General features: G+C 53.9%; 15 protein-coding genes and 1 pseudogene. 1 reads left to right on the top strand and 15 read right to left on the bottom strand.

Annotation, left to right across the window (positions count from 1 at the left end):
* The 13 genes from ABHT90_RS04985 to ABHT90_RS09990 form a co-directional block, all read right to left on the bottom strand.
* Positions 1–792, bottom strand: a complete 792-nt coding sequence (locus tag ABHT90_RS04985; RefSeq protein ID WP_346981807.1) for a polyphosphate polymerase domain-containing protein — start codon at positions 790–792, stop codon at positions 1–3.
* Positions 779–2,548, bottom strand: a complete 1,770-nt coding sequence (locus tag ABHT90_RS04990) for a CotH kinase family protein (RefSeq protein ID WP_346981808.1) — start codon at positions 2,546–2,548, stop codon at positions 779–781. Before ABHT90_RS04990 ends, ABHT90_RS04985 begins: the two co-directional genes overlap by 14 nt.
* Positions 2,538–4,082 (bottom strand): exopolysaccharide Pel transporter PelG, encoded by a 1,545-nt coding sequence (pelG, locus tag ABHT90_RS04995; RefSeq protein WP_346981809.1) that lies wholly within the window; start codon positions 4,080–4,082, stop codon positions 2,538–2,540. The genes ABHT90_RS04990 and pelG overlap by 11 nt, the downstream gene beginning before the upstream one ends.
* A gap of 3 nt (positions 4,083–4,085) precedes the next feature.
* Complete coding sequence (gene pelF, locus ABHT90_RS05000; protein WP_346981810.1) at positions 4,086–5,513, bottom strand: GT4 family glycosyltransferase PelF; 1,428 nt, start codon at positions 5,511–5,513, stop codon at positions 4,086–4,088.
* The gene (locus ABHT90_RS05005) at positions 5,510–7,390 is read right to left on the bottom strand and encodes a DUF2194 domain-containing protein (RefSeq protein ID WP_346981811.1); all 1,881 of its coding nucleotides are present in this window, start codon (positions 7,388–7,390) and stop codon (positions 5,510–5,512) included. Before ABHT90_RS05005 ends, pelF begins: the two co-directional genes overlap by 4 nt.
* Entirely contained in the window at positions 7,387–8,292 is a 906-nt protein-coding gene (locus ABHT90_RS05010) for a hypothetical protein (RefSeq protein ID WP_271807262.1), read from the bottom strand. Before ABHT90_RS05010 ends, ABHT90_RS05005 begins: the two co-directional genes overlap by 4 nt.
* Entirely contained in the window at positions 8,289–10,427 is a 2,139-nt protein-coding gene (locus ABHT90_RS05015; protein ID WP_346981812.1) for a hypothetical protein, read from the bottom strand. Before ABHT90_RS05015 ends, ABHT90_RS05010 begins: the two co-directional genes overlap by 4 nt.
* 623 nt (positions 10,428–11,050) lie before the next feature.
* Positions 11,051–12,460 carry a hypothetical protein gene (locus tag ABHT90_RS05020; protein ID WP_346981813.1) on the bottom strand — a complete coding sequence of 470 codons (1,410 nt, stop codon included), beginning with the start codon at positions 12,458–12,460 and terminating at the stop codon, positions 11,051–11,053.
* 551 nt (positions 12,461–13,011) lie between these two features.
* Positions 13,012–13,944 (bottom strand): Abi family protein, encoded by a 933-nt coding sequence (locus ABHT90_RS05025; RefSeq protein WP_117779136.1) that lies wholly within the window; start codon positions 13,942–13,944, stop codon positions 13,012–13,014.
* A 271-nt stretch (positions 13,945–14,215) separates the two neighbouring features.
* Positions 14,216–14,443: a DUF2188 domain-containing protein gene (locus ABHT90_RS05030; RefSeq protein ID WP_117776308.1), complete on the bottom strand. Its 228-nt coding sequence runs from the start codon at positions 14,441–14,443 to the stop codon at positions 14,216–14,218.
* 564 nt (positions 14,444–15,007) lie between these two features.
* On the bottom strand, positions 15,008–15,907 hold the full coding sequence (locus ABHT90_RS05035) for a ComEC/Rec2 family competence protein (RefSeq protein ID WP_346981814.1): 900 nt from the start codon (positions 15,905–15,907) through the stop codon (positions 15,008–15,010).
* Positions 15,894–16,406 (bottom strand): hypothetical protein, encoded by a 513-nt coding sequence (locus ABHT90_RS05040; protein WP_346981815.1) that lies wholly within the window; start codon positions 16,404–16,406, stop codon positions 15,894–15,896. The genes ABHT90_RS05035 and ABHT90_RS05040 overlap by 14 nt, the downstream gene beginning before the upstream one ends.
* Positions 16,407–17,048: 642 nt before the next feature.
* Entirely contained in the window at positions 17,049–17,447 is a 399-nt protein-coding gene (locus ABHT90_RS09990) for a 3'-5' exonuclease (protein WP_430393365.1), read from the bottom strand.
* A 366-nt stretch (positions 17,448–17,813) separates the two neighbouring features.
* Between ABHT90_RS09990 and ABHT90_RS05045 the strand changes: the two genes are divergently transcribed.
* The gene (locus tag ABHT90_RS05045; RefSeq protein WP_346981816.1) at positions 17,814–19,466 is read left to right on the top strand and encodes an ATP-dependent nuclease; all 1,653 of its coding nucleotides are present in this window, start codon (positions 17,814–17,816) and stop codon (positions 19,464–19,466) included.
* Positions 19,467–19,803: 337 nt separating this feature from the next.
* On the opposite strand, the pseudogene ABHT90_RS09995 reads toward ABHT90_RS05045, so the two are convergent.
* Positions 19,804–19,911, bottom strand: a pseudogene (locus ABHT90_RS09995) (DapH/DapD/GlmU-related protein); the annotation flags it as partial.
* Between the two features lie 348 nt (positions 19,912–20,259).
* A complete protein-coding gene (locus tag ABHT90_RS05055; RefSeq protein ID WP_430393366.1) occupies positions 20,260–21,219 on the bottom strand; it encodes a Coenzyme F420 hydrogenase/dehydrogenase, beta subunit C-terminal domain in 960 nt (319 codons plus the stop codon).
* Positions 21,220–21,244 lie beyond the last annotated feature (25 nt).

Here is a 21,244-nt window from a genome sequence, read left to right on the forward strand (position 1 = left end):
CTAAATATCCCCTCGGTTCTCATAATCCGATTCCCAGTAGTTAAAGCCGCGCAAGTAGGCGGTCTTTTCGTAGCACAGGCAGTACTTGGAGACAGCCGTGAGCTCCGCCGCGCCCGGCGGTACCATATCGCGCACCAGCTGCGGGCAAAACTCGGTAAACTTAACCTCCATCACCAGCTTGCCGGGCTCCAGCACGGGCAGCGCGGGCAGGGTCGCGTCAAAGATATCGAAACTTCCCACAGCCGCGCGCACGTTCATGTCAAACGTGATGCGCACGGTGCCTTCGTCCATCACCCATGGCTCGCGCTCGTAGTCCACGATGGTACGCGGGCGCATCATATTGCAGATGCACTCGATGTAGAACTCGCGACAGAGCGGATAGGGACTCCTCAGCAAAAAGTCGTAATCGCCGGCCAGGATCTGCTCAAACTCACCGCGCGTGAGCGGCGCGTCCTCCTTATAGATCCAGCTGCCGTACTTCTTTTTGCGCTCGAGCTTAATCACCTTGTCGCTGCCGTTATAGATGCGCACGCGATACTTTTTGCGCATGAGAATGCCGGCGTCTTTTTCCTCGTAGGCCGAGTTGCAGTAGTCGTCAAAGTACAGGCTGCGAATGGTGTAACCGCCCGCCCGCGCATGCTTGTCCAGCTTAAACACCGGCGCCATGCGGCAGGCCAGCGCAGCGTGCTCGCCCACGTTGATGAGGTACTTGAGCTCATGGCGATAACGCTCCTGCGTGGTGCGCACGGGAGGTGCCGCCAGGCGCTCGAGAAGCGCGCTAGCCCTCCTCATACGTGTCCTCCACGACCCTACCGCCGTCTTGCACGTAAAAACACTTCATGCCGTACTGTTTGCCGCCGTCGGTCACATAGTAGTCAAACGCATCTTGCGTATAGCCGTCGGAGTTGGTGGCGCGCACGCGCGCAAAGTACTGGCCGGCATCGGGCGCATCGCACGTCACCTCCGGCAGCAGCACGTCCTCGGCCTTAAAGACCACGTCGCTTATGGCATAGTCGCGCGCAAGCTCCACGGTATAGCGAATGTCGCGCGCCTTAAAGTCGTAGGAAGCATCCCAGTTGATGCGCAACTTACCGTTATCGATCTGCGGCACGCCAATGTAGAACGGCATGGGCTTTTTATAGCTCTCGCGAAAGCTCTTATAGTTCTCCTCGATCTCGGAAGGAATCGCCGCGGCAATCTGCTCGTATTCGTCCTTCGTCACGGGCAGATTCTCCAGGTCGGGCGCAGCAAAGACGAGCGGCTCCGTGACCTCGCGATAATGCTCGACCATCTTGCTCAGACGCTCTTCGGTCAAATACGAGCGCAGGTCCTTGACGGCGCTATCGAGTTCGCTGCGGAACGACTTGCTGCGCAACGCGCGGTTAAACAGCACGTTGCCCCAGTAGTTGCTCACGCCGCGCTCCCAGCTCGCATAATCCGAGAATCCCGTCAGGCTCAACTCGAGCTTGCGCAGCATGCCGTCGTTATCCCAATCCAGGATGTACCAGACCTTGGAGTTAAGCGGGCTGTACAGATAGCAGTTACGGTTCTGCGTGTCGCAATTGCCCGTCAAGATCTGAAACGCCATCCAATAGACCAGGTTCTCGGTATCGAAGTAGGTGTCGAGCACATCGTCGATCTTTTGCGTATCGTCGTTGAGCGCATCGAGCATCTCGATTAACTTGGTATGGTCCGAGTCGCCCTTAATCTCGAGCATGCCCTCAAACGCCGTCTGGTTATAGTCGGGGTCATCGGCGAGCTTAATGGTGTCTTCGAAGCGATGGAAATCGAAGCTGTTCACCTTATACAGATGCCCGCTCTTATCCAGACCGTGGGCCTTAAGTGCCGTCTTGTTGAGCTGCTCGACCTGCGTAAACAGTCCGTAGTCCTCAAAGGTGTCGTTAGATTTTTCGGTCTGGTCGCACACCCATAAGTGCACAAACTGCGTGCGCAGGCCCATCATCTGGGGAATGCCACGAATCAGATCGTAGGCCATCTTGTTACGAAAGCGCATGCCCTCGCCCATATGCTTGTTAAGCGCAATCGCGCGCTGCTGACGCCATGTGCCCTTGCCCTTTTTGAGCTCCACCTTGTAGTTCTTTTGCGTATAGGTACTCGACGTCTGACCGCGCACTTGCACGGTAGCGTTGGGAGCCTCTTCACCATAACCGACCTCACCGGCAACGGGGCCCTTATCATCGCCAGGCTGCAGCAGGCCCATAACCTGATAGCGCGTCACGCCCATGTCGGCATAGTCGTAGACCGAGTAGGTATTGATCTCGGCCCAGCTATGATCGGTATTCTCGGAGCTGTTGCCGCGAGAGACCGTCAGGTACATGCATACGATACCCGAGTCGTCGTGGACCTCGTACAGCTCATCCTTGTCGCGAAGATGCTTGGTCTCGCTAGCTGCATCGGCCTTTTTAATCTTGCCCTGCTTCTTAGTCTTTTTTGTCGAGGATTCGTCCTGAGACGAACAGCCCGAAAGCAACAGCGCACCGGCAGCCGCCTCAAAAAGGCGACGGCGAGACATCATCCTATCGGTCATCAGGACCTCCCCAACGATTGCGATACACACGGACCACCGTGCGCTCAAACGCACCATGCGGCTCGCCCTCTTGACGCAGCTCCTCATAGCGCTGCTCGGCACGGTCGAGCAAGCGACCCAGCTGTGTAAAACGACCCGTTTTGTCGGTCGCCACAATGGGCTGCTGGCTCAGAATACGATACGGCAAGTTGGCGGTATAGGTATCGAGCCGCACGAGCGCCACAACAAAAAACACCGCCGCGCCGAGCAAAAAGCCAAAGCCATAAAACTGCTGCGGAAAGAACAGCGAAACGATGGTCGCCAGCCCCGCCACGCCCGCGAACAGCCCGGAGGCAAGCACGGCGCCCCTGTAGTCGGTAAAGTACAGCAAGATCAGCAGAATCGTGTTGCCCACAGCATACAGGCCATAGCCCACGCACAGCGTGCGAAAATACCCGTGCATCAGGTTGTTGAAGCCCAGTGGCAGGGCCGAGAGCACCGTGGTCTCGAGCGAGATGACTGCTGCCGTCACAAACAGCTGCTTGAGCGCGCAAAACCGCAGCTCCCGGTTGAGCGTGGCAAGCATTTCCTCCTCGGCCACCACGATGTCGCCCACCACGCCGCCGTCGTTAAACAGGCTGTAGTAGTCGCGGTAGCGCGGATAGAAGTTGACCTCGACCGACACCACAAAGTTGACGGTCGTGACCAGAATGCTCAAAAACGCGATGAGCGCCGGCACATCATGGTAGGGCGCGCCATAAAACAAGCCCTTGACTTGTACGCCAATGGGCCCCGCCCAAATAATCACCAGATGCGCAAAGAGTCCCAGGTTGGTAAATAGGCCCGTGAGCGCCAGCGGCATAAATTGGTCGAGCCAGCGCAAAAAGAGCCAGGGGCTGCGATCGCTCTGAGGAAAATACCGGTACAGCAGCACCACGTCCCAGGCGAGCATCACACCGTAGCCCAGGGCGATCGAGGCCAGCAGGCCCAAGACGGGCGGCAGCCCCAGCGCCAGCGCGGCCAAGGCGCACAGGCACGCCACGCCAATGGCCGCGGCAAAGCTGCACAGAATACCCCGGTAGTCCTTAATGGCCGTGAGGTAGCTCATGCCGTTCCAGTTGACGATCATAATGTTGAACAGCCACAGGCACAGCAGCCCCTGCAGCAGCGTGGCGCCCGAAAACAGCAAAAAGATGCCGTAGAGCACCGTGCCCGCAATGAGCATGATGGCATTGGAGCCCCAAAACGAAGGCAGGATCTCTGTGTCGCGCTCGGCAAAGAGCATGTCGGCCAAAAAGCGCGTGACCGGCATGGAGAAAAAGCTCGTGAGCGTAAGCGACGCCAGCAGCGTATAGGTCACCATGCACACCAGCAAGTCCTGGTTGGCGCGGCCCACGCCCCACAGACCGCACAGCACCAAGATACCCACCTGCAGCAGCACACCCAGCAGCATGGGGCCCGTACACACAATGCCGGCGTAGCCATAGGCGCGCATCGTGGCAAACAGACCCTTGCGCTTAAACAGGCGCTTGAGCTCAAAACCGATTCCGGCCACCGGCTACTCCCCCTCTCTGGGCAGGTCAAACGCTTGCGCCGTCTCGTCGTACAGCGCGCGATAGTTGGCGAGCATCTGCTCGTGCAAAAAGTACGTGGCAACGCGACGCTGGCCACGCTCCCCCATCTCAATACGACGGGCCCGGCTCACGCACATGCGCTCCATGGCATCAGCCAAGCCCTTGCGATACATAGGCGGCGTCACAAAACCCGCCACGCCAAAGTCGTCGCCCGGGGCGCCTTCGAGCAGCTCGCGGCAGCAGCCCACCTCGGTCGTCACGCAGGGACGGCGCGCTGCAAGCGACTCCAGCACGCTGAGCGGCTGGCCCTCGGAGATGCTCGTCAAAATGGTAAACTCAAGCTTTTCCATGTACTCAACCACGTTGACGCGCCCGGTAAAGATCAGATCGCGCACGCCCAGGGTATCGACCAGCGCGTGACACTCGGCGCCGTACTCCTCGTCATCCACGCCACCCATGATGTGCAGGCGCACGCGGGGCAGGCGCTCGTGCAGCTCAAAGAAGGCATAGATCATGGTCTTGACGTCCTTGATGGGCGCCAGGCGCACCACCGCGCCAATGTCCACCCAGCCGTCATCGGGCTTTAAGGGAATGTCCTTAAAGCGATCGAACTGGATGCCGTTGGGGATGACCAGGCACTTGTCCGCATCGCAGCCCATGTCGATCTGCGTCTTACGGGCGTTATGGAACAAACTGGTCACGCGGAAGGCGCGACGGTAGATCTCCTCCGAAAGCAGGTAGAAAAAGCGGATCCAGCGGTCCTTAAACGACGGCACCACCCAGTCAGCGCGAATGATCTCTTCCTCGCGTTCGCGAGTATAGATGCCATGCTCGGTCAGCAGCACCGGCGCATGGTGAACGCTTGAGCCCAGGCAGGCGAGCAGGCCACCGTAGCCGGTCGAGATGGCGTGGTACACATCGGCCACCGGCACCTCGCTGCCCAGAAGGTAGAGCACGGGCAGCAGCATGGAGCGCATGGTGTGGAATGCATCGGCAAAGGGCGTGTATGGGTACTCGGCCAGGCACACGTCGCGAAAGATATCCATAAAGGCGCGACTCTGCAAAAACGAGAGCGGATGCACGCGACGGCGCTGGAAGATATCGAATAGCACGTCCCAGTCCGGATTGGAGAGCGACACCAGGCGGCGCAGCGCCTCGCGCTCGCGGGCGTTAAAGTCGGCCTCTTCTTGCTCGCCCGATAGGCGCAGGGCATCGTCTAGAAACACCTCGTGCACCTCGACCACGTTGCCGGGCAGCTCGTAGACAAACTTGCCGCGGTCAACAGCATGCGCGCCAATCACCCACAGCACAAACTCGTACTCGGGCATGGCCTGTATGTAGCCGTGCATCCAGGTGGACACGCCGCCGTGCACATAGGGGTAGCAACCCTCGAGTACCAAGCAGATTCTCATTTGTCGCCACCCTCCTTGCGTGCAATGGTCACCGTCTTGTCCGTGGCTTTGACCAGGTACAGGTCGCCCATCAGATGCGTAATCTCGCCACCCGTGACTGCACCTGGCTCACCGTTGTTGGCGCGGAACATGAGCCACGCCTCGTCGTGGAAATTGCCCAGGCTGAGCGTCCAGGCATCCGCACTTGTATCCACGCTCACCGTCACGGACGAAAAGCGCTGGATGGCGCCCGAGCATTCCGAGCCGGTCTGACGCCGCAGGTCGGGCGCAGACTTGCTAAGCCAGTCCAGGTAGTCGGTCAGGCCGCCCTTGTAGACCTCCCAGCCCTCCTTGGCGCCGCGATCGGGATCGAGCAGGTCGTCCGGGTGCATAAAATGCGTGCTCACATAGTGCATGTTTAGCTCGGACACGGCTGCCAGGCGCATATAGGAATCGTCGACCATGCCGCCCGAGACAATACGTGGCTGCTCCACAATGCCATCGCTCGCCACGCCAAACTCCTGTACGTACGGCAGGTCGGTGCCATCCTCAAAATACGTACTGGCGATGGTCTTAATGCGCGGAACGTCGGTGCCGATAAGCTTGCGCGCACGGGCCGAAAGGATATTCGACGGTGGCACATAGACCGAGCCGTGCGCGTTGGGCAGTACCTCGTCCTGGAAGGCTATAAGCTCGTTGAGCGATGCGACGAGCGCCTCCTTGTTCTTCCACGTCTTGTAGTCGTACAGTGTGCCATAGTCGGTATCCCAGAGCGCCAGCGGCTGATGGTTGTAGCCGTGGAAACCCAGCTCTCCGCCCATCTGCAGCAGCATGCCGCCAAAGTAGCGGAACTGCGTGGTATCGGCCTGGCGCGCGGGCTCGGTCTGGTTGACCGCGTCCTCGTAGTTTTCGATCATCACGCCGGTAAAGCGAACGCCATATTTTTGCGCGAGCTTTTGAAGATCGGGCCACCAGACCTTGGCATAAAAGTCGGCGATAGAAAGCCCGTAGTCGCGCTTGATATAGGTGCCGTCGCCCGAGGGCACGGGGCTGGGAAAGTCGTCCAGATAGAAGACGGCGCTGTTGATGACGGGGTAGGCCGTGGCATCGCCCAGCAGGCTGATCGCCGCGGCGTAAAAACCGCGCATGACCTTGTCATAGATACCGATATTGCACACCACGGTGCGACCGCCACCGCAGTCATTCGACCAAATGAGCGGGGCGCCCGCATCGCCGGTCTTAGCCCACACACGAGCCGTCTCGCGCAGCGAAACCGAAAGCGACGAATCAAAGGGGTCCGAGAGCTCGTAGCGCTCTCCCCCGCCCAGCATAAAGTCCTCGCTCGGCACAATGCTCTCGGCTTTTACATAGTCATATCCGGCAGATTCAATGCCAAGCTTGGAAGCAATCACTTGCAGATAGCCCGAGTTATCCGGCGGCATGGCGAGCATAAGCGAACCGCCGGCACTCACCCAACTTATAATGTCGCTCAGGTGCGTACCGAGCCCATCGAGCGACGGCATGAGCAAAATCACGCGATCGTAGGAGGTCAGCGAGGGAATGGCATCCGCGCCGTCCAGGGCAAGGTCCACGTCGCGGTGCGCGATCTTCATGTCGAGCAGAATCTGGTCGAACTGCTCCTTTACGTCCTCGACGCCAGCTTGATCGGAATCGGTAATGACCAGGCACGTGGGCTTTTGGCCAAATATTGCCGAGGAAGCCGGCACCGCATCGTTGGCGGCCAGCATCCCCAGCTTATGCTGGCCCGCACTGTACTGTACGCCGGCGCGCTCCACCAGCAGCACGGCCGCCATGGCAATAAAGACCGCCCACACCACAAGCAGCCCCATCCAGCGAAAATGGCCCGCACGGTCGCGGATATGCTGCACCACGCTCATCGGGCCTCCTCTCCGTTGCGCCAAAACGCCAGTTCCTCGCGGTTGGCGGCGCTCAAGTATACATGCTGTTTGTCAATCGCATCGATCACGCGGTGGACCTCGTCACCGTCGCGGCGCATCACCGCCAGGCGCAGGCAAAGCATCCAAACCTCCTGCTCCTCGGGCACGTCGAGCACCAGCTGGTCGGTCACGGCCTGCGCCTCGTCGATCTGTCCGACATCGGCCAGCGCCGTCGCGTATCGAATGCGCAACTCAAGGGTGTCCTCGCACTCGCAGCGACGCGCAAGCAGGCGCGCGTACTGTTGGCGCTGAATCTGCGCCACGCGCCCCTCGGCCAAGCCCGAGCCCAAGTACTCGCCAAGAAAATCGCAGTATTCATTGAGGTTTTGCGCGCTCGGGTCGGTCTTAAAAGCACGTTCCAGCTGCTGCAGTTTAAGATCGGACTCCTTAGAAATCTGCGCCACCGCCGTCGCGGCATAGTGCGCCACCTCAACGTCGTCGTTAAGCTTAGCCGCCTGCAGCTGCGCCAGGTACGCGTCGGGCTCCTCGGTGAGCATGGAGAGCATTAGTCGGCGCCGGTCTGCCGGGTCGTTGACGATGAGCGCCTCCTCGAGCGGCACTACGCATGCATCGGCATCACGTTCGTGCACCAGGATGCTGCGATGCAGGTCGTCGTTGAAGCGCAGCGACTCCAGCGCAGACTCTTTCAGCCCCTCGCCAAACAACGCACCGCGGACCGATAGCAGAACCACCAGCAACGGGCCCCATAGCGGCACCAGCACAATCACAGCCAGCATGTGACCGCGAACCGGCAGCAGGCCCAACTTCATGAGCGTCCACAGCATCAGGCAAACCAGCGCATGAATCAGCAGCAAGACGGCAGCAACGACAAGCGAGATCAAGCGGCACCCCCCTCACCGTCACCGGTGTAAGAGATGTGCTGCAGCAGCGCCACGATGTCCTCGCCGTCAACGGGCTCCACCGCAATCTGCTTTTCGCTCAGGCGCTCGCGGATAATGGGCAGATCGCACGCCTTTGCCTGGCGCATAAGCAGGTAGAGCATGTCACCATCGACCAGGCCCGCCGCATCGCTCTCGCGGATTGCCGGCCCAATTGCGGCCGCCAGCTCGCCGACAGACTCCATGCCCGGTACCACGCGCAGGAGCAAAAAGCTGCCCATCTTGCCATCTGCCAGCGCCTGCTCGGCCGCGAGCTCTTGGCCAAAGGCAGCCTGCTTGAGCACGCAAGTGCCGTCAACGCAGCGTTTATCCTGTGCCACCGCCTCATAGTCAAAGGCACGGCCCAGCGCGCTTTCGACCAGGCCACACAAGATGCGGAACAGGTTTTGGTAATAGAGGGTCATTTGGTTTTCGGCCGCGCGACGCACAAAGATCAACACGGCGGGTGCCCCATCGCGCTCGATCGTATATCCAAACATGGGAAGCCCCGGCATCAGTTCGCGGTTCACCCACAGGTTCGAACGACCCCCGTCGCTCAAAAGAGGTGCAAGCTGCTCAAGCGTGAGCGAACGTGCGGCATCTTCGGCAATCGCGGGACTTGCCGCCACCAGGCGTGCAAATGCCCCGCCCGAAACATGGTAGATCGCCACCGAATCGTTCTCGAGGATCTCGCCCAGAAGCTCGCAGCACTTGCGATAGATGTCGCGTGGGTTGAGCACGTCGAGCTCCTGCGTCACGGCAAAGATCTTGCCAAAGCTGTCGTGGCGACCCACGATCTGGCGCCTGTACGCACGCTTGTCCTCGATCGCGTCGTGGTAGAGCTGCGTAAGGAACGTATTGCGGTTGCGCACGAGCTCGTTTTGATCGCGCTCCGCCCTAATGGCTTCGCTGTTGCGCAGCTGCACATAGCCGCACACGGCACCCACAACAAAGTACGCAATAAACGGCAGCCAGTTGGACGGCTCGTAGAACAGGCCCTGGAAGGTATAGCCGTACAGAGTAAAGTGACTCGCGGCCAAACCCACCGACGCCAGCAGCGCCGCAACCAGGCCAAAGTCCAAGCCATACAGCGTGCCGATCAACACAACGTAGAGCAGGCGATAATCGAGCACGTTGAGCTGGGTCGATTGGGAGAACAGATGCTCCAGCACCTCGAACAGAACCCAGGAGACGCCCGTCTCCAGGCATTTGATGGGCAGCGAGCGCATCTGGATGCGGTCGATGGCGGCACGCAAGGGGTTGACCTTCTTCGCGCGACCGGCATCCCAACGCGCCTGAATGGTCGAAAGATCGCGCAGCAAGTCGTAGCGCTGAAACCAGCCATAGCGCGCGCGAGCGACGTCGCTGGCGGGTAGGGCGTAGCCGGCAGATTCGCCATAGGCAACTGAGAGCCCTGGGAACAGCGCCTGAAGGGCTTCGCCCACCTCACTCACCGTGTGATGGAAGGTATCGGCTACGTCAAGCGTCTCAAAGTTGCCATCCCAGCTGTCGAAGATACGGCGTACCAGCACCGAAAGCTCCTCGGCACACAGCAGGGGAAACGCCGCATCCTGCGCGCCCTGCAGAGCGGCCGATCCGGTTGAGCACGCGTCGAACAACGGCACCAAAAACGGGTCCTCCAGCGCGGCAGACGCGGTATACAGGAACGGCACGCGCAGGATCTTAGTCTGAACGCCCTCGCGAGCAGCGTAGTAGCGGCACAGGTCGTTGGCTGCGTGCGCGATAATGCCCTTGCCCGTTCGCCCCGCGGCATCGACGGCACCCTCGGCACCCGCGGGACCTGCTATATACAACAGCTGGATCCGGCGACCCGCGCACGTACGAAAGACCGAGCGCAGCAGCTCGATATCGCCCACGGTATCGGTATGCGGGGTTAGGTAATTAGACAGGTAGACCACGCGGTCGAACTCGTAGGCCTGCTCCAAGTGCTGGAGGAGCTCTTTCCACGAGGCCTGGGGCGACGACTCGTCGCGGCGCGCGTCCTGCGCGGCTACGACCTGCACATGGTCGCCGGGGAACGCCTTGGCACAAAAGTCATCGTCAACATATGCGGTGTTGCCAACAACCAGCACCTCCATGGCGCACCCCTCCCCTAAAATCCACTTTAGTCATAGTCAAACATGCGTATTTTACGCTGTCAACGCGAGTTGGAACGCCTTTAAGGCTGTTTTAAGAACTTTTTTAGAGGATGTGGGGACATCGAGAGTGCTAAATGAGCACTCAATCCAGAAGTATGCGGCAAATTCTTGACATGCCGACCACGCCGCATTGCGACAACGCTTCTACCTGCGGCTTCTGTTCATGAAAAGGGCGGTGTGCTCGAAGGTTCCGAAATTAGCCGCATACTTCCGGTGAATGATTCCGGAAGTGCGATGGAAATCCGAGATCTGTCGACCAGGCCCCGGTTTCGAGGTCCGGCGATCTGCGGTTTTGTTGCCAAAAATTGGGGTGTGCTCGGCGGTTTTCGGTTTTTCCTCGCACTTCCGAAAAACACGCTTAAACCGCGCGTCCCGAAGCATAAAACCGCCCGATATTTGCTTTTCCCCAAATGGGATCCTTGTTTTGCCAAGCCGAATCTTACATCTAAATAAAAAAGAGGGCCGACGCATCAACCCTCTTCAGGTGTCGCCCGAAGGCTTCCACCGCAATTAAGTGTATTCTAGTCGTTAACCTATGCTTGTGAAAGGCAAAGATGATTCAACTAGCCAACAAACATCCAGTCACTACCGGCAGTACTCGGAATCTTAGACGAATCGCCGATGCACACGATGGTCACCGAAGCGCCGGCCACATACTTGACCTCAAGAACGGAAACACCTTGCTCCTTAAGCCTTGAGGTCATCTCGGTTATCTGAGTTTTATTCACGTCATTTTTGCTGACCAGCTTAACGCCATTGGCATCATTTTCATTCAGGCAGGATTCAACCGTATTGTAATCGGACCAATAACAGTACTCTCCAGAAAGCCATCCAAGCTCAGTGGCGCATATCGATCCAGTCGCAGAAACCGTCTTTGGAAGCAATCCGTAACGTTGCCTTTCCTCAAATTCCAGAACATCGCAAAATACGTGATTAGCATTAAGTAATCTCGTTCCACAATAGTCCCCATAAAATGGCGCAAAGTGATTGCGGATAGTCCGCGACAACATCCAGTAGTCGTAGGTGTAATAGCCCATGAAAATTCGCAGACCGTCTCCCCCGGATCCCTCAGCAGAACGACCGAATTCAACAAGGAACTGGTCCCACATGCTCTCAATATAGGGAATTGCGAGTTTAACGCTATCCCTATCAGACAGAGGAGTCTCGCTCTTCTGCTGCATTATCCCCGTAGTATTTGCCAAATGGAAATGAGCGGCCATACGCTCGATCGTTCGGATGAACTCAGGACGATTCCCATCCTCTATAGCCATAATTGCGAAGAAAACACTTCTCAACAGGAGATCATTCGAAAAACGCTGAGGTAAAAGATCACCATATTCACGCTCGTATGCGAATAGCCTGGCTTCGCCCGTATCAATTGAAGAGTAATTAAATACGGAGTACGACGGAACAACATATGACGGAATGACATATGAGCGCACACGGCTACGCTTAATTTGATAACGCTTAAAAAAGGTGGAAATCCAAAAGGTCACAACACCAAATAATGCCAGCTCAAACTCAAAGGCAATACTCGAAGTATCAAGCACATCTAGCCCCTGTCCTCCGAGATAGCCATCGATAACAAAGTGATCGAATGCGACGGACAGCAAAAGAGACATGAACGCCTCGAATGAGAAAGGAAGGGTCCGGTACCGCAATTTACCCCTTGCATGCTTGATTACCCCAAGAAACAACCAATAGAAAAGGGTGGGCATGTATCGCAGCGAAGGACCTGGAACTGAAAACGCATCGCAAATCGCAGCCACAATAAACACGGGGAGCTGGCAACAAATTGTTGGAGCGAGAATTCGGTAGGCAACGTTCAACCTGCCCGACTCATCGGAGGGGTACAGTTCTTCGACGGTGTATTGCCCTCCAATCGCCAAGGGCCCAGCAAAGCGGACAAGCTGAACGCTCACCAAACCGGTAAAGACATAAAAGACAATCCAAAGAATAGTGACCGATTCCACCTGTAAACAATCTCCTCAAGTCATACGCTTGCGATTAATTGTAGATAGACAAAATTGAACAGGAAGCGACAATATTTGAAACTGTTGTTTTACGCTCCCCGGATCAAATGCCTTCAATTAAGAAACCCGGCGAAAAACCAAGACTACAAAATCGAAGAATACGCCCATGCAGAGCTTGACCTGAGCAGCAGCCTCACTGGCTTTTCCTGGAAGGTCTCGGTAACAAGTCTCGAAGAGGCGCAAGACGGCCTCATGTTGAAGCTGCCGCATCGCGTATAGTCAACCCAGCACGGGTCAGAGCGCCGCCGGGGACCAAAACGGGCCCACCATCCGTCCCCTCCCCAACATTCCCCAGAAAGCTCGCTGATGTTGACTGGTGTTCCCGTAAAATAAACCTCAACAAAATATGTGCGGAGTGCTGGCCTGGAGCTGCCTTCGGACCCTATTGGCTGCTCACCGAGAGGCTCCGCTATGAAACGACCCCTTTACTACCTGCTCTGCGCGATCTCATGCGCATCCAACTTGTAGGGTAAATTCATCGCTCGCGTCGATTACGACCCCAATATTTCCTTAGGAAACACGCTCGGCAAATCGTTAACGCCCATAGCGAAAAGCACTTTTGCGCTGGCATCGTTGCTGAGCTCGTCGCTCAACTTAAGCGCATCAAGCAGTATATTTCGGCGTAAAATCTTATAGTCATCCTCAGTCAGCACTAGCTCAAGATCGCTTAAAACCCCTACTAGATTGACATCGTGAGACGGAGATACCCTGGCGCAGAATAGACGCTCGTCATGCGCACAGATATTTCGAAAATCTTTAATGTGATCATATGCAAGTCTTAGCCTACGTGGGCTGATGCGCTTATCGACTTCATGGGTCTCAGAATAGAGATCGGAAAACGACTTGGCAATGGAATTTCTCATGCTTTCTGGCTGAAACTCGTAGAACTTGAATGCCTGACCAAGCATCAAATAATTCATAAGAATCCATACCGGCGTATTATCGTGATTATTCTCATAATGCCGAATATAGTCCCTTTTATAATCGCTTTTCCATTTTTGAGACCTACATAGCACCTTCTCGAAATCACAAATGAGCGTGTCGATCTTTTTTCGATAACCAGCATCAGCACGGTAAGATCTTCTATCCAGGTATGCTTCCGGGCTATCTTTATGGGCCATTGCGAAACGATAAGAACAGACAGTTTTAAGAATCGCTTCCGCCTTGTTAAAGTACTCAAACATGAGCAGACGCAATGAACGGTCAAATTCGAATAAACGATATATATCAGAAAACTTCGTACCTTTTACGAATAGCTCGTGGCAAGAATCTCCGCGCTGGTCGAGAAATAAATCCTTGTAACCGTTAATAACCGGATAGTATCCCTCGCGCTCCAAAACTAAACGAGTATTGTTATCGCATTCGAGTCCACGGCTTTCAAGAATAGCAATCTGCTCATCAATAGATTTAAATGGTTTATCCATTAGGACCCCTTAAACGCGAAAACCGCCTTTCGGCGGTTCCCACGGACCAAGCCGGACGTACCGTCGCAAGGCCTCATCACAACGATTACTTTAAGGGAGAACTCGGGGTCCGTCAATCCAATACCACGAATCCCCCAAATCAACCCTTTGAAGAGACCAAACAACCAATTCAGGTAAAATAGCCCCAAGCTCGTATTTCGCCACAATGAAGAAGTCATTTAGCGACAACGGACGCGATATAACGGGCCGTTGTCGGCATGGAGCCGACCCCTTATCCCCTCGGTGGGAAGGGGTCGTGGCCATGGGAATCCCTTGCGCGGATTCTGCCGTCACGACGATGGATGATCAACTCCGACTCTTGATTGGAGCAGATGCGTCGACCGAGCTTTATTGCCTCGCTCTGCGTTGTCGTAACGAAAGAAGCGCGACATGCCCCTTCGCCCTTAACCTGCCAATTGCCATCCGAACGCTTCGTAATGTGCTGATTTCTACCTTTCATAATCACCTCGCCTTCAACTCTGAACTTGCCGATGTGTCTACAGCATGAGATATGTGACAGAAGCCCTCGTGCCGTTTTTTCAAAAGTGTAAGCACTGGCGCGGACAAAAAACGAAGCGCACACAGCAGGACCGTTGACCCACCATGATCTACCCGGCGAGCAGGGTGATTCATTGGAAGCGTCTTTAGCGTACGGGACGGGTATCTACGCCAGCTGGCTCTTGCCGTTTTCCGCATGTTCACGGTGCGAGAGAGCGACATCGTTGACAGCACATAACATTCCCCGCACGGTAACGTCTTTTACGGTGCCTCAAATCTAAGCTCAACCGCCGAGGCATTCCAGGGCATCCCGCGTAACCCTATTAACAAAACGCCTAAATACACATCATTACACTCATGAAAAAAGGGCAACACTCTCTTGTCGAAAGCGTCACCCTTAAAGCTCCCGTAGAGCTTTTGTATCACAGGACAATATCCTACACCATCTCAATGAGATGAAAGGACACATCTAGGCCTGTCGGGTAAAAGCGTGGGCAGGCCACGAATGAACGAGACGACAGCAGGACTAACGGTCACCGCAATCAAAAGAGCCCAAATAATGCAGCACACCCTTCGCTCGCGGAACATTAAGGTCTTCACCCAAGAAATTGACGCTGTAAGAAGGAGATCCAACGTAAACATGAGTCTTGCCGGTCTCGCAACAGAACAGAATGTCGCCAGCGCTGTTTTGCGTCAGAGTGTTGTAGTTCGAGTAATACTCAAGCTCGTCTGACGGGGCCTCTCCCACAACGATCAACCGAGGCTCCAACTTATCTAGCCATGTCTTAGGAACGCGACCGGACTTCCGTCCATGATGCGGCGCAAATAGAATGTCCACAGGCGAAAGCGCAATGTCATCTTCGATCGCCACCATGTAGTCATTCTCCATGTCACCAAGCCAAAGCGCACGGACCCCTTCCTCTAGCGAGTAGACAATCGCGGGGCTAATATTATTGGGATTATCCGAGCTTTCGGCATCCTGCAAAGCATTCTGGAAGGTCTCGTTTGTCACATCGGGCCAGAGGACGCTAATCCCAGCAGAGCCGCTCTCCGCATCAGATACGTTCATCCATTTGCGCCTACACCCCTTGCTAATCTTGTAAGCGCGCGACGAGCTCTTTAGCTCTTTATACTTTTTAAAGCTCTTGGTCTCCGTGGACTTGGAGACATTATTGTCAACACAATAAAAATTCGGGATAAGCCCCAGTTCATCAAGATACTCAATGCCCTGAATATGATCTTGGTCCGGATGCGTACTAATAAAACGAACGATATCCTTTTTCCCTGCGAGGTTTTTGACCTCATCAAGGATTTCCGACTTACGATCATCGGCGATATTGCAGTCGATCATGCTGAAGTTATCGGAGTTGTGATTGATATAAAACATGTCGCCGTTACCAACGGACAGAGACTTAATCTCGCTCATGGTTATCACGTTCCTCAAGATTGAAGTTGATTCGTTTTTCCACATACCGCTCTTGCTTGACCCAGGAAGCGACAAATAAGGCGATAAAAGAGCACAGCGCCGCTGGAAGCCGATGTGATTCCGGCAACAATGACGCAAGCAGGATAATGACGAGCAGAACACCAGCCCCCGACAGGCTGCGATACATGTTTGAAATCATTACGAGCTGCTCGACCTTTGGATCGCGTTTCTGAGCATATGCAAAGGCAGAATAGTCCCGCTTTTCGGTCGGTTTCAGCTTGCGGGCCAACGGCTCAATACAGAGAGAGCCAATCCGCGACGCAATGAGACCGAGGACATAACTCAGTACAAATAATGCCAGCCAGTTGGAGCTGTCAATACAACTGCCCAACGGCATCTGGCTGACGGAATATGTTACAAGTGCGCCCGGAATGAGCACATTGAACAGATCGTACGCAGAGATTTTCCCAAGAAGATTATCTAGATAGTTATTGGCCAAAAATTACGCACCTCCAAGAATCCAAGAGCCATCCCTCGAATTTTTTACGGACCAACCCGCCCTGCCACACAAGTGACAGGTTCTTGAAGAAAAGCTATTTGGAAATGATTTGAGCATACGGGGGCGCATACTGCTGTTGATCTATAAGCGCACGCGCCCCCAAAGAATCTTAGTGGACCATCAACATGGCCTCGATTTTGACAGCTATCCCATCCAGCTCCTTTCGAACAATTAAGTTGTAGTGGGGAAACGACGTTTCACGTTAAATTAATTGTAGCCGCAAACGCAATCTATATCCTGTATTGTTTTTTGAAGCTGAACACAATATGTTGTGTTTTAGCAGGTAGATACGATTAAAGTTTTTGCAGTATAAATCAACAGCAATAAGTGAGCCGTCTAATCCACCCTAGAGGCAGCTTCGCTGACCAGCATAAATTCAAACTAGGTCCCACGTATTTGCACACGGCGAAAACCCATAGATATCGAATACCTGTTCGAAATTAACAAAAGATTTTGCTTGACCAACATGTTGGGCGATCCCCTATTGCCCCACTGCCCGTCATTATCAAACCGGGTACGAGTTACGCCACAAAACTCATCATGATTAAACGTCGACCTCCACCTCTTACGCCGCACATTTAATCACCCCTCCCCGTCCATGACCGTCCAGCTCACGGGTTCGATGCCCGGAAGAGACGTTGGGCAAGAGGGACAGGCAACCTGATAGTTTCCGTTATTTGTCCTGCGCTGCATAGAAGCGGAGGCATATACCGCTTTGCGGGCGCGAGTGACACCGACGTACAGCAGGCCCATTTCCTCAATAAGCCCGTCTGGTATTTTCTTCGCATCCACGATCCGGCATCCATACGCAGAACGCGAGCACATACCAGCACTTTCGCACCGAGAGCAAATCACTCCAAGCCAATCGAAGCGCGTAACGCCCGGAATGAAAACGGTATTCCACTCGAGCCCCTTAGCGGAGTGAACGGTCATCATCGAGATGTCTACATCAAGGTAATCGGAGAAACGCCGCAGGGGCATGATAACCCCCAATAAACAGTCGACCAAATTGAAAGGTCAACAAGCGGATGTTAACGTCATGCACCAGGCAGTGAACGCCTGAGGTAATAGTACTCCCTGACACTTCTGAGAAGTGCAGCGGTCTATTACTATTCGCCAAACGGCAGTCTGAAAAGCATACTGTCAGAGCACAACTCGTAGTCTACCTAAGTAGAGCGCCCGGCAGGTGAAAGAAGTGGAGACGACCATAATGAACTCATTAGATCAGAAACGTCTGTACTCTGGTGGCGATCATTTTTAATTAGATAGAATGTTAGTTGGAGTCTTTACCGTGAATCTCTCCAGACAACATTGGCACCGCGTTGAAACTGTTGCGAGTGAGGCTATATGCGACTTGATGCCCCGATAAAAGAACTGACGTTTGCTGATGGTCAAACCTTTAAGCTACGCAACGATTCGATCGTTGTGTTCGTTGGACCAAATAATGCAGGAAAGACAACCTGCTTGCGCGATATCTACTGCCATCTATCAGGCGACAGCAACTGCAACTTAGTTTCCTCAATTGATTTCACAAAGCCCAGTATCGAGGATGTGAAATCGCTTCTGAATGAGATTGCGATCGAAAAACATGACCCCCTTTTAAGCTATGAAGGCATGGGGTTTAGAATCTCAGATTACGACATGGGAAATTACAGCAAATTCAGCTATTACCCAAAGTCTATTAAAGAAATGCTATTTCACTTCTTAACGACGGAGACACGACTTTCTGCCTGCTTTCCCCAAAAAAGCGTCCCGCGTAAAGACCCAGCCACAGGCCCCATCGCCCTGCTGGCCCGCGACTCATCCTATTTGGAAAAAGTGTCTTCAGCTTTCCATTCCGCCTTTTCATTGGAAGTGATACCGAATTATTTTAATGGTGGTGAAATACCCCTGTGTTTAGGAAGCACGCCCGTCGCGCCAAAAGATATGCCCGTTCCTCAAATAAATGATTTCATGTATGAAACATTAAGTAGCTATCCCCTTGCGCATCATCAGGGAGATGGCATGCGAAGCTTTCTCGGTATCGTGTTATTTATATACGCAAATCAATACACCTCAATGTTTATTGACGAGCCAGAATCGTTTCTTCATCCGCCACAAGCCAAGCTTATGGGATCTCTAATTGCTTCAAATGAAACTTCGGGACGCCAGCTGTTTATTAGCACTCACAGTAAAGAGCTGCTTAATGGAATGCTTGAGTCTGGTCCCGACCGCATTCAAGTAGTACGAATTACAAGAGCCAATGATGTGAATGATTTCGCCCTGCTGGATGTGGATGACATTTCAAAGATCACGTCGAATACGCTGTTAAAGTATTCTGACTTAATTTACTCCCTGTTCCATGAAAGAACCGTGCTCTGCGAAAGCGATAGCGATTGTATGTTCTATCAACTTATTTGGGATACCGTAAGGGCTAGCGAACCAACTCCACTGTTCCTACCCGTAGGTGGAAAGGGGCGGTTTAAAACTTACGTCGACCTTCTTTCGAAATTACATATCGATTATTCGGTCGTGGCCGATGCAGACATCTTGCGAAATCCCACCGATATTAAAAGTGTCCTTCTGCAGGACAATGTAGTTTGGGAGTCTATCAAATCGGATTGGGAAACAATTAACCAAGAGCTTGGAAGCGATGAGGGATTAAGCGTGGCTTCCTTAAAGGCTGAAATAGATGAAGTTTTCAAACAATGCAAAGGCCCAACTTTATCAAAGACTAATTGTGGGAAGATTCGAAAATTGCTCGAGAGCAAATCGCGCTGGGACGAAATGAAAAGACATGGCATTAATGCGTTGAGTGGTGGTGCGAACAAAGCGTGTAAACGAATAGTCAATACGCTTTCGCATCATAACGTTCAAATCGTTCCTGTTGGCGAATTAGAATGCTTCATTCCCTCTATTGATTCCCACGGTCCATCTTGGGTCAACGATGTCCTCCAGGAATATCCCGACCTGAACGATGCAGTCTACGATATGGCCAGAGACTTTGTTTCCCATTGGTAATTCGAGAAAGCTGGGACCTCGGACCCAATCTGGGTCCAGGAGGAAGTCCGATGTATACGAAGGAGGAGCGCGAGAGGATTCTCTGGGAGTTCCACAGGGGCGGCCAGTCCGCCCCTGCCGCCTGCAGGAGCCTCCATGTCGGCGTACTTCGCCACGGTGTTCCGGCTCACGTGGAGCATTCGGGCGATCTCGGACCGTAAGCACGCTTTAATCTAATTAAGCCATTATCAATACTGCCTTATCGGATCAGCGTACATCGTGAATTGAAAGCCAATCCAGCATCCTATCGAAGCTCTCTGTAAACTAGATCCCGTTTTTCGTGAAATAGCGTATTCGCAGGTACATCTTTAGAAACGACACTATTCGCAGCGATGACCGCATTATCGCCAATGGTTACACCTTTAAGCACTACCACATTCGCGCCAAGCCAAACGTTGTCGCCAATATGCACGGGCGCTGTCGTAGTCGGTTGGTCCCGATACATGATCCCATCCTGCGACATACCGTGGTCGAAATCATACACATGAACGTTTGGACCAAATAGGCAGCCCTTGCCAATCTCAATTCGATCGTGAGCGATCAACACACAACCATAATTGAAAGACGTTCGCTCACCAACGTTAATAACGCCTTTATCCGATACGCGACAATAAAACGGTCTCCTGAAAGCCTTCGTCACGGTTATCTGGCCAGGGAATCTCCCTGCAAGAAACGCCAACTTACCCCGGACATAAATCCAGGTCACCACATGCTCTACAAACTCCATTAGATTCAAGAGAAACACCCCAGGTTACTATTTCCTTTTAAAAAGCCGTTTCATAAGAGTTTTGAGAGACTTCACGAAGCCGTAGGCGCCAACAAACCGAGCCGCACCTTCGAACCCCCTATGCTCATAAGCCTTCCAGAAACCATCCACGTTACCCTGCGGAGAGGACGACCTCTCCAGCATCGGATTACCGGGCAACACCTCTTCAAGAGATATTTCTGTTACGCCGGGCTCAAATACGCCAGATGCAACAATGCGCTCGGCAAGCTCGCTATTAACCATAACAACAGAAAGTCCCTTATGATCATTAAGGCCTTTGCGAACTCGATCGACGCCAAGAAAATCAGCAAGAGTGAAGTCGGAGACTCTGTTGACGTCGGTATAGGCGCAGTTATAACAGCTGGAATTTAAAGCGTTATTGCTATAGAACACATCTCGCCAAGTATTAGATTCAATCGTGTCATAGAGAGCAGTGCCGTCGTCCAAGAGAGCCTTCTCGACATGAACTCCCCAACCTCTGTCCTTGGGGCGATGAAAATATTTGATGACCTTCTTTCCGGATTTTTTTTCCAAAAAGGAAATGTAATCGCGGAACATACGATTACTAGGTGTGCCATGGCAGATTAAATCGCAGGTAACCAACTGTCCGGAATAGTTTTTCTTAGACAGAAAACTCCTAAGACCCGCAATCTGACATGGGGTTCCGCTGTAGAGCACGTCAAGGCCTTGTTTTAAGTCGTTATATGCTTCACCTAATGAAGAGCCAACGAAACCCTGTGAGTATTTAGAGCCTCGACAAGCTTGCGCGTCCTCCACAGAAGCACAACGCCTCTGAACGACACGGAAATCCTCATCGAAGCAAGCGCCGTAAACGACGCCGCCATTATTTAGAACATGAGAAGTCAAGGTCCAAAACGCGGCACCCGAAGAACTTTTTGCGCGTTCGACGTCGTCAGCCTGATAAGCCAATACCCGACGAGAGTTCATCTTCAGATCGTCGCTCGTCAAACCA

The sequence above is a fragment of the Collinsella aerofaciens genome (assembly GCF_039758815.1).
In the GTDB taxonomy this organism is placed as follows: Bacteria; Actinomycetota; Coriobacteriia; order Coriobacteriales; family Coriobacteriaceae; genus Collinsella; species Collinsella aerofaciens_BP.

What these genes read in the sequence shown, in the direction of transcription:
- ABHT90_RS04985 (WP_346981807.1), bottom strand. Translation starts at nt 792, where the DNA reads ATGAGGAGGGCTAGCGCGCTTCTCGAGCGCCTGGCGGCACCTCCCGTG.
- ABHT90_RS04990 (WP_346981808.1), bottom strand. Translation starts at nt 2,548, where the DNA reads ATGACCGATAGGATGATGTCTCGCCGTCGCCTTTTTGAGGCGGCTGCC.
- pelF (WP_346981810.1), bottom strand. Translation starts at nt 5,513, where the DNA reads ATGAGAATCTGCTTGGTACTCGAGGGTTGCTACCCCTATGTGCACGGC.
- ABHT90_RS05005 (WP_346981811.1), bottom strand. Translation starts at nt 7,390, where the DNA reads ATGAGCGTGGTGCAGCATATCCGCGACCGTGCGGGCCATTTTCGCTGG.
- ABHT90_RS05015 (WP_346981812.1), bottom strand. Translation starts at nt 10,427, where the DNA reads ATGGAGGTGCTGGTTGTTGGCAACACCGCATATGTTGACGATGACTTT.
- ABHT90_RS05025 (WP_117779136.1), bottom strand. Translation starts at nt 13,944, where the DNA reads ATGGATAAACCATTTAAATCTATTGATGAGCAGATTGCTATTCTTGAA.
- ABHT90_RS05030 (WP_117776308.1), bottom strand. Translation starts at nt 14,443, where the DNA reads ATGAAAGGTAGAAATCAGCACATTACGAAGCGTTCGGATGGCAATTGG.
- ABHT90_RS05035 (WP_346981814.1), bottom strand. Translation starts at nt 15,907, where the DNA reads ATGAGCGAGATTAAGTCTCTGTCCGTTGGTAACGGCGACATGTTTTAT.
- ABHT90_RS09990 (WP_430393365.1), bottom strand. Translation starts at nt 17,447, where the DNA reads ATGCCCCTGCGGCGTTTCTCCGATTACCTTGATGTAGACATCTCGATG.
- ABHT90_RS05045 (WP_346981816.1), top strand. Translation starts at nt 17,814, where the DNA reads ATGCGACTTGATGCCCCGATAAAAGAACTGACGTTTGCTGATGGTCAA.
- ABHT90_RS05055 (WP_430393366.1), bottom strand. Translation starts at nt 21,219, where the DNA reads ATGAACTCTCGTCGGGTATTGGCTTATCAGGCTGACGACGTCGAACGC.